The organism is Actinoplanes sp. NBRC 103695, from assembly GCF_030269485.1.
GTDB lineage: Bacteria > Actinomycetota > Actinomycetes > Mycobacteriales > Micromonosporaceae > Actinoplanes.
In genome coordinates this window covers 21,487-38,695 of the sequence record NZ_BSTL01000012.1, presented here as the reverse complement: position 1 = coordinate 38,695, position 17,209 = coordinate 21,487, and the positions used below count along the sequence as shown (strand labels likewise).

The 17,209-nt window shown below is 62.6% G+C and carries 1 protein-coding gene; it reads right to left on the bottom strand.

The window, feature by feature from the left end; genetic code table 11:
• Positions 1-45: 45 nt before the first annotated feature.
• Positions 46-17,208: a hypothetical protein gene (locus QSK31_RS22105; RefSeq protein WP_285686183.1), complete on the bottom strand. Its 17,163-nt coding sequence runs from the start codon at positions 17,206-17,208 to the stop codon at positions 46-48.
• Between the last annotated feature and the right edge of the window lies 1 nt (position 17,209).

The window sequence follows — 17,209 nt, the reverse complement described above, 5'->3', positions numbered from 1 at the left end:
CGTTGTCGACGTGACCGCGGCGATGCGGTTTCGGCGGGTTGCCGGTCAGCACCGGAAGATCTCCTGCTGGAGTCTTTCCATGGAGAGTTTCGTGGCGGCACTGATGGTTTCGTTGGCGTCAATGTGATTGGCGACTGTCGCGCTCATCTTCTTCTGCAGGCCAAGGTTGTTCCGCATGCGGGTTTGGTTGTCCTTGTAAAAGGAATTGATGAGGTTGTCCAGGTCAGCACCGACGTGCTCGCGTTTTTGAAGGGTGTCCAGCGCGGTCAGCAGCGACTGCGTGAACTTCGCGTGATCCTCTTCGGGGCTCCTGGGCTCGTACTCGACGGCGGACCCGGCGATCACCTTGTTGAGCTGATCGACGTTCAGGTCACCGACGTCTGGGTCGTGGGTCTTGATCGAGGTGAACGCCGCACCGAAGATGGCGATGCTCGGGTGCTCGTGGATGGGGATGTTTCCGGCGTCATACTGATCGCCGGCCGCGGCGATCTTGCGGATCAGCTCAGGTTTCACGTTCGCCTGGGCGAAGGTGAAGGCGCCCTTGGCCAACTGAAGGCTGCGGTCCTCGGGCATGAGGTCTGCCACCCGTGTGACCTGTTGCTCATTCTCCGCCGTGTAGTCCGGTTCTGGGGCGGCCTCACGGTCGGCGCTGGTGATCGCGTGCAGCCACGGCGCCAGTTCGGCTGGCACCTGCTCGACCGTCTGGAACGAGGAGTTCTTGGTCAGCCCCACCGCCGCCGGGGAGAGCTTGATGCCGGAAAGATCGACGGAGCCTTTGTCGTCGTTGCTGAGGGTGAGCCGCCAGGACTCCGAGATCCCGACCGTCACCCGATGCATGATCGGTACGTGAAGGCCCGCGTCGTTCAAGGCCTTGCGCAGGCGCATGTCCAGGCCGCCGTCGATCACCAGCACCGGCACCCGCCGATCAGCCTGCGGCAGCAGGTCCTGCGACGAGGCGAACATGTGCAACGTGCGCACCACCCGGCGGATGCTCTGCCGGCCCAGGTCTCGGCCCGCCCGGTTGACGGCGATGAAAGCCTGGTCGCTGTGAGCCGCCGCGGCTGTCTTGACCGCCTCGACGAATCTGGCCTGCCGTTGCAGATCGGCGTTTTGCGGCGCCGCGCCCTGTGTCGCCTTCGGCTCGATCACCAGCACGTTCGGACTGTTCGTGTCCAACCTCGCCAGCTTGGCCAGCGTGGTGGAGAACCATTGCGGACGTTCCGCAACGGTGACGTCGAGGTTCTCGGTCCAGAGGAAGCCGAAATCGCTCGAGTCGGTGAGTGAGCTCGATTGGCGGTGGCTGTGCGTTGTCGCCTCTCGTGCCTCGGCTTGCAGTTCCTCGGGTGCCTTGGACTGCAGAAGGCCTTCGCCCCGGGAGATGGGCTGAGCGACCAGATCGGCGGCCTTGGGCACATCTTTGAGCGGGACACCGAGCGTGGCGGCGTGCATTCGCAGCCTGCGGTCGACGAGGCGGACGACTTGAGCGTGCAGGTTCGCCGCGCGCTCCTGCGAATCGGCCCTGGCCTGCGGGTTGTCGACCGGTGACCAATCCAGCTGCTTGGCCCACTCGTTGAACTGCCCGGCAAGCCTGGAACCCAGCGCTCCGGCCTCGACATGCAGCTGCGGCATCTTCTGCGGGTTCTTGGCACCCTGGTTGATCTGCTGTTTCCTGATCGCTTGGAACGCGAAATAGGAGATCACCGAGTGTGTCCGGTGGTCCAGTGTCGGCTCGTTCGCGGGACCGAACAGCACCATCGAGTCACCCCGGGCGGGCGGATCCCACTGGAACGTGTCGGCTTTCTCGGAGACCCAGTCGTGCTTGGGGTCGCCCAGGATGCGGTGCACCGTACTGCTGCTGGTCTCGCCGCCGACCAGGCCGAACGCGGGAAAGAGTTCCTTGCCGCCGTCGCTGTCGCGAATGAAGAGATAGTCGAACTGTGGCTTGTCGGCCGAGTGGAACGGCAGGTACCACTTGCCGAACACCTCAACGCCGCCGGCCTCGATGTAGGAGTTCTTGGTCAGAACCCGATTACGCAGCGTTGCTTCGTCGACTCGGGCCGACGGGTCGAAACTCTCCGGGGTGAACTTCCACTGACGGTCCAGGGTGCCCCAGACCATGGCACCGTCGATGTCCAGCGCGACACGGTCGGCCCGCTGGTCGGAGGCGTCCGACTTGTATTCGCGTACCGGCCGGCCGAACCTGTCGAATTTACCGGCCAGGCGCGCCGGAATCGCCTCCGCCGCGACCGCCGGAGCCGATGTCGGCTGCGGCGCCACGGTTCCCGCGGGCGACAGCTTGTCCATCTGTTCGACCAGTGCCATGAGTTGCCGGCCGGTGACCGGGGTCGCCGGCTTGATCGGCAACATCTCCAGCACCGCATCGATCAGCGGCCGCAGCACCTGGCCCGCGAACGCACCGGCCCACCCGTAGGGGGTCGCGGCGCCCTTACTGCCCTCGACGATCGTCTTCCACACACCGGCGTTGGTGCCGTTGCTCTTCGCTTCCTCGATAGCGCCCTTCAAGCCCGTCGTCAGAGCCTGCGCGAAGGTGCTCTTGTCGGCGCCGCCGGCCAGCCGCTTCGCCTCGTTCAGCCGGCCGTCGAGCAGCTCGTTGAAGGCCGGGCCGGCGATCCCCGAAATGAGCGGCCAGCCGGGGAAGACGTGAGCGCCGATCTCGATGGCCTCCAGCGTCAGCCGGAACAACGTCTTGGCCGTCTCATACTGCGCCGTCGCCACGGTCAACGGATCGTCGTCGTGCGCGGCGAAGATCGCGGCGGCCGACTTGTCGCCCTCCTGCCGTTTGGCGTCGGCGTGTTCAACCGCTCGCATCACGGCCGTGCGCGCGAGGTCGGCGAGGAAGGTGGTGGTCGCCGGTGCCCAGCCCCAGCCCGTCGGTGCCAGGGCCATGCTCATGGCGCTGAAGCCCGAGTTGAGGACATTCATCGACAACCCGACGCGCGCCTTGAGGGGTGTTTCCGTGGCCGCAACCGCGGAACGCGTGGCGAGCGTGGCGATGACCCGCTGGACTTCCCGGGACAGACTGGTGCTCTTGGTGGTGAAGTCCTCCATCTCGGCCGGGAATTTTCCGAGAACTTCCTCGGCGTCGGCGACTCCCTCGGCCGTCAGGCTGAACAGCGGCCGCAGTTTCTCGGTGTAGTCCTCCAGGTTGTGCTGATGATGCACCATCAGCCGCAGCGTGAGGTGGGCCCGGGCCAGGTCCTTCGGGTGGTCGCGCAGCAGCGCGTTGCTCGGGAAGTCGTGCATGCCCTCGGCCAGGAACCGAGCGTCCTGAAGCTTGCGCTCGACCTGGGCCCACGCTACCGCCAGGCTGTCGGCCAGACCGGCCACGACGGCGAGAGGGCGGGGCAGCGGGTTCGTGACCTTCGCACTCCGGGCGACCTCGTCGAGCCAGGCGTAGGCATGCGCGTAGCTGTTCAGCACGGCCCGGATCGACGCTGTTCCAGGCGCCAGCGACTCGGCGTCCTCCTTGGCCCCGTTCCAGGCGGCTGTCAGCGCCGTCTTGTCCGCGGAATCCGGCAGGGATTCAAGGACGTCCGATACCAGCCGATCCAGGTTCGGATCGGCGGACTCATCAGTCGACGGCCGCAGGGCCGCCTTGATCCGTTGCACCAGCTCCGCATCGGTCAAGGTCGAGCCGGCCATCCGGAACTGCCAGGCCTCGGAGACGGCCTGGGTTGCAACCGTCTGAGCCGTGTCTCTGACCTGGGAGGTGAGAACCGCCCGATGGGTGACCGTCGTCGGCGGTGCACCGACCGGAGCCAGGTGCTGCTCCGCCCGATCCAGCCACTGCGGGCGGGCGTGGGCGGTAGCCTTGAGATTCTCGACCCAGATCAGGCCGAGATCGCTGGCTCCTCTCAGCGACGCGTCGGCCCCGAAGCGTTGCGACACCGTCGCCTTGGCCGCCTCGATCAAGTCCTCGTCCGCCCGGGAACCATCGAGACCGGGGCCTCGTCCGATCGGATCCGCCAACAGGTCATGCACGCTGGGCAGGGCTTTTGCGTCGATCCCGCGTTCGGCGGCCTGCTGATCCAGATGCCGATCGATCAACCGGAAGACCTCATCGCGCAGCACACCGGCTCGATGGATCGAAGCTTCATCGGCCGCCGAATTCCCGGTCTTCAGCCGACCCGACAGACGGTCGGGAAGCACTCGCTTGGCCCAGTCGTCGAGCTGTGCGTTCAGGCGATCCCCGATCGCACCTGCTTCCACGCTCCAATGCGGACGGGTCGTCTGGGCGCCGCCGAGCCCTTCCAGCACCTGGTGCGCCGTCCAGGCGGCCAGCTGATGCACCTGCTGGCCCAGCTGCGGCCGATCGTCGACGAACGGAATCACGAGCTTTCCGTTGGTCGGCGGGTTCCACGCGAAGTCGCCCTCAGTGATCCAGCCTGGGTGCGCGGCGAAGATGTTGTGAATGTTGTCGCGGCCAGTCCTGCCGTTCCCCGGCACGGACATCTCGTGATACCACTCCCAGCCGCCGTCGCTGTCCCGCACGAACAGGTAGTCGTTTCGCGGCTGTCCCATCCGTGGGCTCTTGAACGGCTGGTGCCAGGTGCCACGCACCTCGACCCCGTCCTCCGTGTACGAGGTCTTGCCGATGACGCGCCGCTGAACGGTGGCCTCATCGACGTAGGAGTCGAGGTCCACGTGTTCCGGGGAGAAGATGCCCTTACGGTCGAGCTTGCCCCACACGTGGCTGCCATAGAAGTTGAGCGCGGCGGAGAACAACTGGCCGTCGGAGCCGGCATTCCGATAGGCGACAGTCGCTCGGCCGAACGCATCACGCCGGGGCATGTCCTGGGGGAACGGATCCGAGCGGAAAGCCTCCGCCGCGACCGTCGGCTGCGGTCGCGTCGTGTCCTCGGTCGACAAACTGCCCAGGGCATCGACCCGTTCACGCAGATCCCGGCCGGTCACCACCGCGACCGGACGCAACGGCATGATGTCCAGCATCAAGTTGACCAGCGGCTTCGCGACCAGCGAGGCGAACGAACCGGTCACACCGTACGGGGTGGCACTGCCCTTGATCGCCTCGGTGATGGTCTTCCAGGCGCCGGCGTCGGAGAACTTCTCCTTCGCGTCCTTCAGGAACGTCGCCCACATGCCTTCCAGAGCCTGGACGGCGGTCGGCCGGTCCTTGCCCTCCAGCTGCTGCCGGGCCAGCTCGATCCGCTTGTCGACCACGTTGTCGAACATCATGTTGATCGTGCCCTGGAGCACCGGCCAGGCCGGCCACACGTTCGCCCCGATCTCGACGGCCTCGAGCATCAGCTTGAAGCCGTCCTTCAGGACCTGAGCCTGCGCCTGGGCCACGAGCAGCGGATCGCGGTCGTGCGTCGCGTAGATCTGGTCGTTCGACTGATCCGCTTGAATCTTCTTCGTCTGCGCGTGCTCAACCGCCCGCAGGGCCGTCACTCGGGCAAGGTCGGTCGCGAACGTGATCGTCGCCGGCGCCCAGCTGAACCCGGTCGGCAACAGACCCACCGACGTCGCACTGCCGGCCGAGTTGACGATGTTCATCCACAGGGTCAGCTGCTTTCGGAGCTCGTTGTCCCTGGTCGCCGCGACGGTCCGGGCGGCACGCTGCTCGATGCGTGCCTGCGCTCGTCCGACGATCTCGGTGGAGTTCTGGGTGAACCTCTCCAACCGCCTCATCGAGGCTTTCAGCAGCTGCGAACCGGCACTTAGCTCCATGCCCGGGGCGTGGTAGAGCTCTCGCAGCTCTTTGCTGAAATCTTCGAGCTTGTGGAGTTCATGTTGCATCTGGCGGTAATCGGCAAACGCCACCGCCCGGCGCACCGGACTCCTGAACAGCGGATCGTTGAGCAGGGCCTTCAAAGCCTCGCTGAGCGTACGAGCATCCGAAATCTTGTGCTGAACCTGCGCATGCACCAATGCGGCCTGTTCGGCGAGCCCGCCCATCAGGAAGACCGGACGCGGCAGCACCGCCTCCTGGCCATGCGTGCCCGCGAGCTCCCGCAACTGGACGCTCAACTCGGTGTAGCGCCGCAGAACCGCTTCCACCCGTTCCTCGGGCGCAGTGTCGGTCAGCCCCGCAGCGTCTGCCTGTAGGTCGTTCCATTGGGTGCTGATCTCCGCTTTGACCCCATCCGGCAGCCAACCGAGGGCGCCCCGGACAGCATGATCCAACGGCTGGAGACGTTCATCGGTCGACCGCTTGAAGGCCTCTTTGATCTGGGCCACGTGGTCTGCGGTCGAAATATTCAGAACCGCCGGATCCTGCCGGGCTTCCCGGACCAGGCTCTCCACCGAGCCATCCGGCGCGACCAGCCGTCCCGACGGCCCAGCCGGCAGCCCAGTGACCGGGAACGCGATTGCTGTCGCGACGTCCCGGATTTCCGTCATCGTGGCCTGGTGGATACTGGACAGGATGTCAAAGGTCGAACGCGCAGTTGCAAGATCGACCTCGCCGGAAAGCGTCCCAGCCGCTTCCCGCACCGCATCCATCAGGTCCTCCCAGTGCAGAAGCGCGTTCTCGTGCTCTGTACCACGGATTCCCCGCAAAACCCGCGATGCGTCCTCCATCGCGTCGGACACGACCCCGAAGCTGGCTCTGATGTCGTCCAGAGACGCGTCGCCGGGCAACTCGAAGGACAAGGTCCGGACGAACTCCATCACATCGAGGAAATTCGCCGGGCTCCCGCCGGTCAGATGCGGTTCCTGCTCGAGCGACGGCGACATCCCGAAACTCCGGAGAAGTTCCGAGAAGCTGGGCCGCAGACCAAGATCCTCAAGAACACCATCCGGAAGCTCCTGCGCTGCCTCACGAGCCGGATGAATCGTCAGCGGCACCGTCCCACCCGCGTTCACAGGGGGGAGAGCAGAGTCCGTTCTCCTAATGCGAAGTGCAACTTCTTGCATTGCCTTTCTATTTTGCTGCGCTGTCTTAGACGCATCATAGTCGTGTCCAACTCTTTCCCAATCATGAGGTTTGTCCCCGACGAGCGTCGACATCGCTTTTACGTGCTCTTTAGTTATCCTCCCAGGCTTCAAGGATTTCGACGGCTGGCCGATCATGCCACGAGCATGCAGGAAAGGAAGGCCCGCATAGACGTCCCCTACACTCGGGACGGGCATGGGAAGATTCGTCACGTTCGGCGGAATGTAGGCTCTGACGTCCCGCGGATTAACCGACCACATCTTCCAACGCAAATACTTTTGCGCGAACTGAAGGATGGGATTCAAAAGAATACCTTCTTCACCAGCGGTTGTCTTGCCCCAAACAAAGAATCCTTTCAGATCATGGGACTCCAACATAAAGTTGACCCAGTCGTGCGGCTTCTCACCGATGCTTTCGTGCCCCGGCAGCCTTCTCACCCAGTCGGACAGCTTCTCCAATGGGAATTCCGGGGCCGGGACCGACCAGTCAGCGTTCCGTTTGTACACCTGCATTGCGGCCAGCCATTCCGCAGGCGTTTTGTACTTCTTATACGTCGGCCCGAAAATTTCTTCACTGCTTGGCCGGGCGGTTTCGATCTGTTTCCCGTTGTACCTGTAAGCCGTTACATTCTTTCCGGTTAAAACCGAAGAAAAGGCAGTGGGCTCAATTTTAGCGAACTCGCGCAGTACATAATCAAAGTCTTTAGTCGAGGGATGGCGACCGCCACCGGCAATCTTCTGGCCCTTTATTTGCAACGCCTCATTAACCATGGTTGCAGTGAGGTCGACGGGTGGATGGGCCGCCCGGTTCATACCCATGTCCTGCATTACCCTATGAGACTTGACGGAATCCAGGAAGGTAGACAGTCCATCTGGAGACGGTGCATATACTAATGTGAATGCCCGGTTGTCAGCTGTCCACTGTATTTTCCAGTCTCTACGATGGAGCCCGTAGTGCTGGAGGAAAGGAATGCCATGGTCCTTGTAAATCAAACGCTTCGTTGCTGAAGCCTTTATGTCCGGCCTGAGTGCCAAAAACTCCTGAATCGCCCTGGCGGACGCATCGGGAGGTGACGCGGATATGACGTCCTGATAGTCCTTCAATTCTTTTTCGAATTTTGCCAGCTCTGGATAATTCCTGCTTCCGGCCGGCACGAGGGATCGCCACGTTGCCTGGTGGGTGGCCGGTTGCGTGGACGCCCCTGCGGCGAGGGCAGGGATTTGATCGGCCGGCTGATGCTGCGGTGTCGCAGAATGCTGCTGCCCCCGCTGCCGCGGCTGCAGCGAGAACGGCGGCTGGGACGGTGCTGGTATCTCGCGTCGAGTCTGCGGCTGCGGGTACCTGAGCTCGCGTGCCGCTTCACGCCTGCGGCGCTCAGCCCGGGGTAGACCCTCGTCGCGGGGGTTTGCGTACATTGAATTGTCAGAGTCGTACTCGTCCTCCGCGCCCTGGTTCTCCCCGCCAAGACCAGGCTGGAGCTGCCTGAACTGGTTCTCCTCGTCCGACCCTTCCCAGCCACGAGTAGAGCGCGGCAAACCCACCTTCGGCTCGGAGCTGTGCGAGCTGCCCGAGTCACTGGAGCCGCGGTATTCGGATTTGGCCTCCTCTTCCTCAGTTTGCAGCTTGTGCAGTCGCTCAGTAACGTCCTTCCACTGCTCCAACCACCCGTCGTAGGTGTATTCCCCTCTCCCCTCAAGATAGGTAACCTTTCCGTAGACCCACTGCGCTAGCCGATTTTTGACGTTGACGTCGTCAACCGGCTCATGCTCCTGGGCCGTGCGGTATCGATTCAGCTCGGGCGCATCGCTGCCGGCCTCCCAATACCGGTAGTCGGCATGAGCCACACGCTGCCCGTCGAGAAAGAGAAGACGATCGACAGATTTGTTCAGCTGCTTTTGATTCACCTCCCGCAGCCTCGCGTCTTTATTCCCCTCTGCGGCCAACTCCGCTATCCGCCTAGGAATCTCGGCTTTGAGCGCCGGCTCCAAGAAATCCAGCAGCGCAATGCGCGTCTGGGCGTACTCACGACGTTCGGCGTAGATGCGGTTCATTTTTCTGTGGTACGTTTTTTCAATTTCACGCCGAATGTTCACCATTTCGGCTACCTGAGCATCAGCCCTCCGGAAGATGTCATTTTGCCGGCTCGCGAGATCTCTTACTCTGTCAAGAGACCACTTCATATCCTGTTTCAGGACGGCGAGTCTTGTGGCACGGCTAGCCCAGAGGGCTGCATAGAGTTCGGGAGCGTATCCCGGTACCTTTGCTGCCCCTTTCTCGGCTGCACGGAGATACGAAATTAGGATTTTGGTATCTTTTTCTTCCTTGCGCGAATTCTTAAGGTATTGTGCCCTCTCCTCCTCACTCGCGGCACCGTCATGATTCCAGTACTGGCGGTCACGTATCGCCGCCCGGTCTCGATCCAGCCGACTGAGCCGCTCGAATGCATTCCGGAAATCCGTCATCAAGTATTCAAGATTGTCCTCCATGTCTGGTTCGTGGCCGCGGAGCTGCTCAAGGAAAGGAATCTTACGAATCTCATCGTCAGAGCTGGGCCAGGGACCCGAAATTTCGAAGACTTGCCGGATGCTGTCAAACATGTCCATACGCCGGCGCGACAGAACACGCTGGTCCTCGTAGGCCGTTTGCAAATCGCGTCGAGCAGCATCCGCGGCGGCCCCTTGAGCCGGAGCAAAGGACGACTGCGACGTAGGAGCGGAGCCACGCCGAAGCTCCAGCGGCCTGGATGACGGCACAGGGCCGATCCGTTGCTGCAGCGGATTCGCAGACGCCACCGCCTGCCGCTCCCGGCGCGTCACCTCTTCAAATTCGGTAGCCAATCTTTCGAGATTGCCCCGCTCCTGCTGGATTCGCACCGCGAAGCTCGTCCAGCCGTCAAGCGGGTTGCCGCCTCCCAGCTGGGAAGTCACAAATTGGACATCTTCTAGATATCGAGTCATGCGCGTCATGGCAGTGACCTCTTGCTCAGCCTCCGACGCAAAGAATCCGAAGGTCCTACCGCCATCGAGCCTTGGATCGCCAAAACCGAAACTTTGCCGACCTCTGTTGAGGAATTCCAGCCGCTCCAGCGGTGGAAAAAAGTCATCCGAATCGGGGAGACGACCTCTAAGAGTCAGATATCGGGGATGATCCTGAATAGACTGCATTAGGCCGATGCTGCTGCCACGTATGGCAAGTCCGGCTTTCAGCCGTTCCAACACCTGCTGACGCTCTGCCGACAACCGCTTTCGAGCGTTCCAGGCTTTTTCCGCCGGCGTGAGGTCCGGCGTGAGGTTCGGCAACTGCATCATGTTCACGGTGACGTCAGCCGACGCCGCACCCTCGCCCAGGCTGCTGCCCACCAGCCGCGCGAACTCTCTGCGAAGCCGTCTCTCGTCGAGGGCACTGGGCAGGACAACCTGAACTCTGGCCGGCTGCGCGGGCAACGTCGCGGCAGCAGCCTCGCCGTTCACGGTGTGCCACACGGCAAGACCGGAATCGTGCATCGTGGCCTGGTACTGCACCGCCGCAGTATCGGCGTCGGCTGTCACATAGACGGTCGCGTGGTCACCGATCGACATGGCACCGAGCCAATGCACCAGCTCGTCGTAGCCGGCCACGAAGCCGGTCTCCGGTGCGGGCGACTGCTCCGGCTGGGTGAGGCCTGCGGCCAAACCCTTGACGGCAGACGGTGTCAGGCCGATCTGCACACCGTCAGGGACCTGGCGCAGCTGGGCCTTCCCCGCGGGAAGCGCTGTCGCTCGCGCACCCGTCCGGCCACCGTCGGAACTCGTCCCCTGATGAGCCGGCCTGAGCTCTTCGAGTGTCTCGGCCGCGTCCCGGATGCGCCCCATCGTGCTCTGATGGAGATTACGCAATGTCGCGAACGTCGACCGTACCGCATCGATATCGCCTGAAGGCGACTCGATCGCCACCCCCACCTCGCGGACCAGGTCGTCCCACATCGGAAGGACGTTCACGCCCCACGAGCCGGGATCCGCGCGCAGGACCGGACTCATCGTCGGCCGGGCGCTCTGCAGCGCGCCGGACAAGGCTTCCAGGCTCGCCCTGATCTCGGGCCCGGTAGCTTCGGAGCCCAACTCGAGAGCCCAGGTCTCGAGGCGCACGAATACGTCCCAGAAGTCCGCCGGAATCACGGGCGAATAATCTGCTCGAGGCAGCAGTCCGAGATCTTGAAGAACACCGGCCGGGTGCTGATCATCGAACGAGACCCGATGGATACTCAATGACGCCGTCGCGCTCGCATCCAACCACTCGACACCAGTGGTCAACGTGTTCTCCGACCGGATCGGTCGCCAATCGCCCGCTCGATCGCCGACAAGCGCGGCCACGGCATTCAAATCGCCTTGGTTGACGGTGCTCGGCGACCAGCGGTCCCGCAGTCTTGGCAGCAAACCGACGGCGTACAACACGGGCATGCCCGCGCTGACGAGGGAATGATCCAGGGCCGGGGCGGGAAGGTTCGTGACTCCAAGAGGGATATGTTCACCGGGATGGGTGGGATCCGCTTTCCACTGCTTCCACCGTAGATACTTCTGCGCCCACTGCATGAACGGGTTCAGAAGGACACCTTCACCGCCATCGTTGTTAGTACCGATGACGTACAGGCTGAGCGGGACCCGGGCATCCCGCAAAATGTCTTGCAATTGTTCCGCAGGAGTCTGGTTCGGAGGCGCCACGGAACCGAAGACGTTGGATGCCCGCCACGCGGCCAATTGGTCGAAAGGAATTTCCGGCACCGGCCGCGACCAGTCGCGGTCCGTCATGTACTGCCGTACGGCCGCACGCCATTCTACGTACGAATCATACTGCGTATCATCATACGTTCTGCCGTAGAGCTCTTGACTGTCCCGGAGAACGGTCTCGATCCGATTATCGTTCGGCACCCATTGAGTGACATACGTGCGTTTAGTCGCAGCAACTGGCGAATAGCCGAGGGGATCAATCCTGGCGATTTTGCGTAGCACGTATTTGAAGTCGGCTGCCGAGGCGCGGGTTTTCGTTACGAAACCAAGACGCCTGAGTCCTTCATTGACCGCCACGGCATGAAGGGTCGGAGCGTTTGTCGGCCACGCTGTATCTCGAAAGTTCAGGTGTGACCAGAGAGCATCCAGGAAGGCAGAAAGGCCTTTCGGATCTGGGGAGTACGTGACACTGATCGACGAGGGTCCGCCCGTCTGAACCTTCCAGTCATCGCGATGCAATCCGTAATACTTGAGAAACGGTTCGAGATGAGCACCATGTCTGAACCCGCTGGCGCTTGGCGCACTTGCGCCCGTCCGCCGCGTCAAGTAGATGCGGAAAGCGTCCCTGATGGCCGCCAAGGTGATTACCGGGGCCGGGAGGGCCAACCCACCTGCTTGATAATTTGCAAGGTCCCGCTCGAATTTCCGCAGGTCGGGATAATCCCTGTTGTGCTCCGCCACAAGTGGTCGCCATGGCGTGTAGTAGGTGAACTGGAATGGCTGAGCGGCTGCTCCGGCGGGGCTCCGGCGCGCCTGCGGGTTTGGTTGCCTCTCCGGTATCGGAGCTTGGCCACTCCCGCTCCGGTCATCGCGGTACAGGTCGAAGTTTTCGGAGTGCTGTTCGCCCTCCGCGCCGGCGGCGAACGGGGATGCTTGTCCAAACGCAGGGTGCTGCCTGGAGTGCGACCGCTGAGGCGGAGAGACGCTTTGATCTTGGCTTGCTTGGGCCCGGGCGGGAGAGTCGCCGGAGTCGCTGGAGCTTCGGAAATCGGAGTTGGCCGCGTCCTCGTCGTCCTGTAGCTCATGCAGCCGCCCGGTCAGTCTCCTCCATTCCGCTGCCAGGTTTTCGTAGGAATACTCGTTCCCGGGCACGGTAGAGATCCGGCCGGCGCCGATCAACTCAGCCAACCGGGCCGCTATTGTCATATCGTCAATACTCTCGTGTTGAGAAGCGTCACGATATTGCGCGATCTCGTCGCGGGTGGCCCGGCCGCTGACATTCCAGTGTCGATGATCGGCGTACGCGCTACGTTGCTGATCGAGGAACCGAAGACTCCGGACAGCGGCCTGGAATCGCTTTTCGGAATTGACCAGCCGAGCCGCTTCTCTGTCTCTCGCAGCTCGCGGCTCCTCGATCAGTCGAATCGAGTTGCCGAGCGCCGCCTGAATGCGTTCGAGGGCGTCAAGGCGTTCCCTGGCCAGCGTCCGGCGCTCGCCGTGTATTTCCCGCAGCCGGTCGTTTTTGATTTGTTCAACGGCCCGCCGTAGTCGCACATTTCCATTGCCTTCGCGCTGCCCATCGCTGAAAACTTCATCTTCCTGTCGGCGCAAATCCTTGACTTTAGCGGCATGCTCTTGCATTCTCTCTTTGACGGAGGTCACACCGGCCGCAAGATTCACCCAAAAGAATCTGTTATCCGCGTGCGAAGCGACTCCCGAAAAGGCCTGTTCGGCCAAGCCGAGAAAGCGGGCAACCGTATTCGTATCCTTCCTCTCTCTGCCCGAATACTCAAGATACCGTTTCCGATCTTCCCTGTATCGTTGCGGATCTTGGCTCCTTGCCTCGCCACCTTCATTCCAGTATCGACGCTCCAGGTGCAAGAGTCGGAGGTTGTCGAGGTTATTGAGCCGAATATACGCTCCCAAGAATTCCGGCATTGCTTCGGCCAATTCCGCCGACCGGAACGTATAGTTGGGGTCATCTCGGAGCTCTCGACGTTTTTGACTCTCAAGCGCCCGGAGCTCTGCCACCAGGCCAATTTGGTGATCGGTCGAAAGCGATTCGACGCGAAGCTCGAACAGTCGCAGGATCTCGTCGAGCCCATTCATGCGGCGATCGGACAAGAGCGACTGGTCCTGGTATATTCGCTGCAGTTGTTCCGAAACCGAACCCAGCCTTACCGGCTGCTGCTCACTCCGGGTCCCATGCGCATACTCCTCCCTTGCGGGAGTCCGACCGCTGCCCGACCGCCGAGAGGCGGGGGTGGAAACGTGTTCCAACATCCGCACCACGCTCGTCGACCGAGCGTTGTGGTCCCGTTCGAACCTCCATGTACCGGGAGCTGCGTTGACGAGTTTCGCGATGAGATCGAGAACACCGTCATCGACGTTTTCCTGGTGCGGGCGGTGCGGCAGCGAGCTGCCATAGAACACCGCTTGCGCATAAACGGCTACGCTGAGGTCGAGTTCCCGCCGACGACCAGGATTCAGATAGTCGTACACCCACTCCAGGAATGGGTTACGTACGATTTCCTTCTCAGTTCGCTTGCTACCCTTCATTATCCAACTGTTGGTCAGATCTCTGTGCACGACCTGACCGTGGAGATCAACATAGGTAAAGGGTTCCGGAGCGGTGAACAGCACCGCTTCCATGTCTTTTCCGGTCACGTCTGAAGGCTTACGGAACGATCGCGGCGGCTGCAGAGACGTCAACGACCGGCTAATGAGTTCCCTGGTCGGCCGAGGCACTTCGCGAGAAAGGTCGTTTGCTTCACCGAACCGCCGAATCGCATCCCGGTACTCGCCCAGCACCATGTATTCGTCACCGTTGACGCCGCCCGGCGCGACCTGCGGGTCGGTCGGCGCCTGACGCGCCCGTTCCGCCTCCGGCGCTGGTTGCCGGGGAACGGCGCTGTGGGCGGTGCGTGACGGATCACGGCGAGACGTTGCGCGAGGCGTGGAGGAAGAGATGGATGATTCATTGACGACTGCGTCTTCCTGCTGGAGTCGGTTGAGCGGCTCGGTCGCCGCCGACCATTCCGCAGCCAATCGCCCCAGAGTTGCCCGCCACTCGCCCCATCTGGCATCGGCCCAGTGATGCTCGGCGACTTTCGCCGCGGCGCTGCTGAGCCGGTCCAGGTAATCGCCGACGAATCGGTTGTCGCCGTGTTCCCGTGCACTTGCCTGCACGTATGCATCTTGATCTGCGACCGACGCGTCACCGTCGGCATCCCAGTAATCATATGGATGGGACAAACGCTGACGATTGAGGTATACAGCGCTATTTAACGCCTCGATGAAGCCTCTTTGGAAATGACCGACCGGCCTGCCTCCGGACGAGCCGAAAACCCTCTCGCTGCCAAGGTCGGCGGATTCGTCTCCAGACTCTTCCTGCCAATATTTCTCAGTGTCACGAATGAGGGTCACCAGGGCCAGCTGATGGCCGGACGAGACCTGGCCAGAAGGCAACTCGAGGGTTTGCCTGACATCCCGGATGACGGCTCGCCGCTGGGTGGCCAGTCGCTGGCGTTCCGCATGTATATCTCGCCGTTTGATGTCTCTGACCGTTTCCGACCTTCGGTCGGACTCCTCGATCTCAGTCAAGGCGGAAGACCTGCGGATGATGTCCACCAACGACTGAGCATGCTGCCCGGCAACTTGTACGGCCTGCAACATCTGTTGGCTCACGCCGACATTACTGACCACCACACGCGCCGCTTGCACGAATCTGCGAACTGTCTCCAGTTCCGCCAACTCGCGCCTCTCCCGGGAGCCCTGCCGACTCGCTTCCTCGGCGGAGGCCTGCCGCGCCGGCCTGGTCCGGCTCTCGTCAAGATTGATCAGGTTGGTCAGCGCCGACGTGAATGTCTGACCGCCGTCCGACAGAGTCTTGTCGACAAACGTACGGTCTCGTCCTCGCAGCCCTCTCGCCGCCTGCCGCAGTCCGTCGACCAAGTCGCCGAACCCACCACCACGCCCGACACCCATAGCGTTGGCGATCGGTTGCAGGACAGACAGCCGCGCGGGAGCCATTGCCCCACGCTGCTCCCGGAACCAGCCGTTGTGCTCAGCCCGCGCGACCTCGTCCTCGGTCTGCGTCTGACCGAGCCTCGTCAGTTGGTCATTGATGTCCCGGAGATTCGCCAAGTCACCGCTTACGTGGGCCAAAATCGGGGCCGACGCACCACCCTGGACGAAGAGCGAGTTGGCCGAAACGTCGGCGATCGCTCTCAGGAAACCGGCAACGATCCGCTGATTATCGACTTCACTGTTCTGGTAATTCGTATAGTCTTCGTCAAGCGCCAGCTGGTCGCGTTCGACCCGCACACGAAGCTCATCGAGATTGACAAGATCGTTCACCGCGTTCGTGAAGTCCTCGGTGCGGTTCAGAGTTCTCCGGATCGCGTCGGTGCGGTCTCGGGCCAGATTCAGATTCCGCGTTTCTTCCTGGATCTCGCCGAGCACCTCGTCGAAGCGGAAGCCGCGAGAACCGAGACCCAGGTCGGCTTCGACTCCCCGCAGAACCTCCAGTCGCCGCTGCGCCAGGTCACGACGCTGCTCATGGAACCAGGACGGTGTCCGTTCGTGCAACGGAACCTGCTGTCGCGCCCGTTGATCAGGGCGCCCGAACTGCATCATGTTCACGCCGATGTCGTCCGAGGCGGACCCCAGGCCCAAGTTGCTGCCCATCAACCGCGCGAACTCTCGTCGGAAACGCTGCTGGTCGAGGTCAACGGGCAGGACCACCCGCACCTCGGCCGGCTCCGCGGGCAGCGTCGCGGCAACGACCTCGCCATTCATCACGTGCCACACCGCAAGACCGGCATCGTGCATCGTGACCTGGTACTGCACCGCCGCGGCGTCTGCGTCGGCAGTGACGTAGAGGGTCGCGTGGTCACCGACGGACATGGCGTCGAGCCAGTGCAGCAGATCGTCGTAGCCCGCCGCCGCGAAGCCTGTTTCGGGTGCTGGCGACTGCTCCGGCTGGGTGAGGCCGGCGCCGAGGTTGGTGGCGGTGGAGGGGGTCAGTCCGATCTGCACACCGTCACCGGTCCGGCGCAGCTGGCCTTTCCTGGCTTTGAATGTGGTGAACCCGGCGCCTGGATGCTCCTCCCCGGCGACCGGATACTTACTCAGAAGGTGCCTGTCCGGTCGCACCAGCACGCCCGTGGCCTGGTCCACCTCGACCGGCTCCAATCGGTTATTGACCGGAACGAACTGCGCACCACCGGCGTCCGCCAGCGGCTTCACCATCTCCGGATCAAGACCCAGCGTGAAATGGTCCAAGCCGCTCAGATCGGCCAGGTCCTGCAGGCCTTGTGCTCCCCGGCCGACCACCATCGACTGGTCGACGAACACCACCATCCGGGCGACGGTCTCCGGATCCGCACGACGCAGCATGTCCCGCACCGTGAACGCGCCGTACGCACTGAGGTCCATGAACACCGGCCGCACGCCCCGATATAAGGCAGCCTTCACCCCGTACGCAGACGAAGGAACGGCAGCGCGCGGGTCAGCGGTCAGGAAATCCCCGAACTCGGCCGGGAAGTGGCCTTCCAGGCAAAGGATATTTGTAGCAGAAACCATC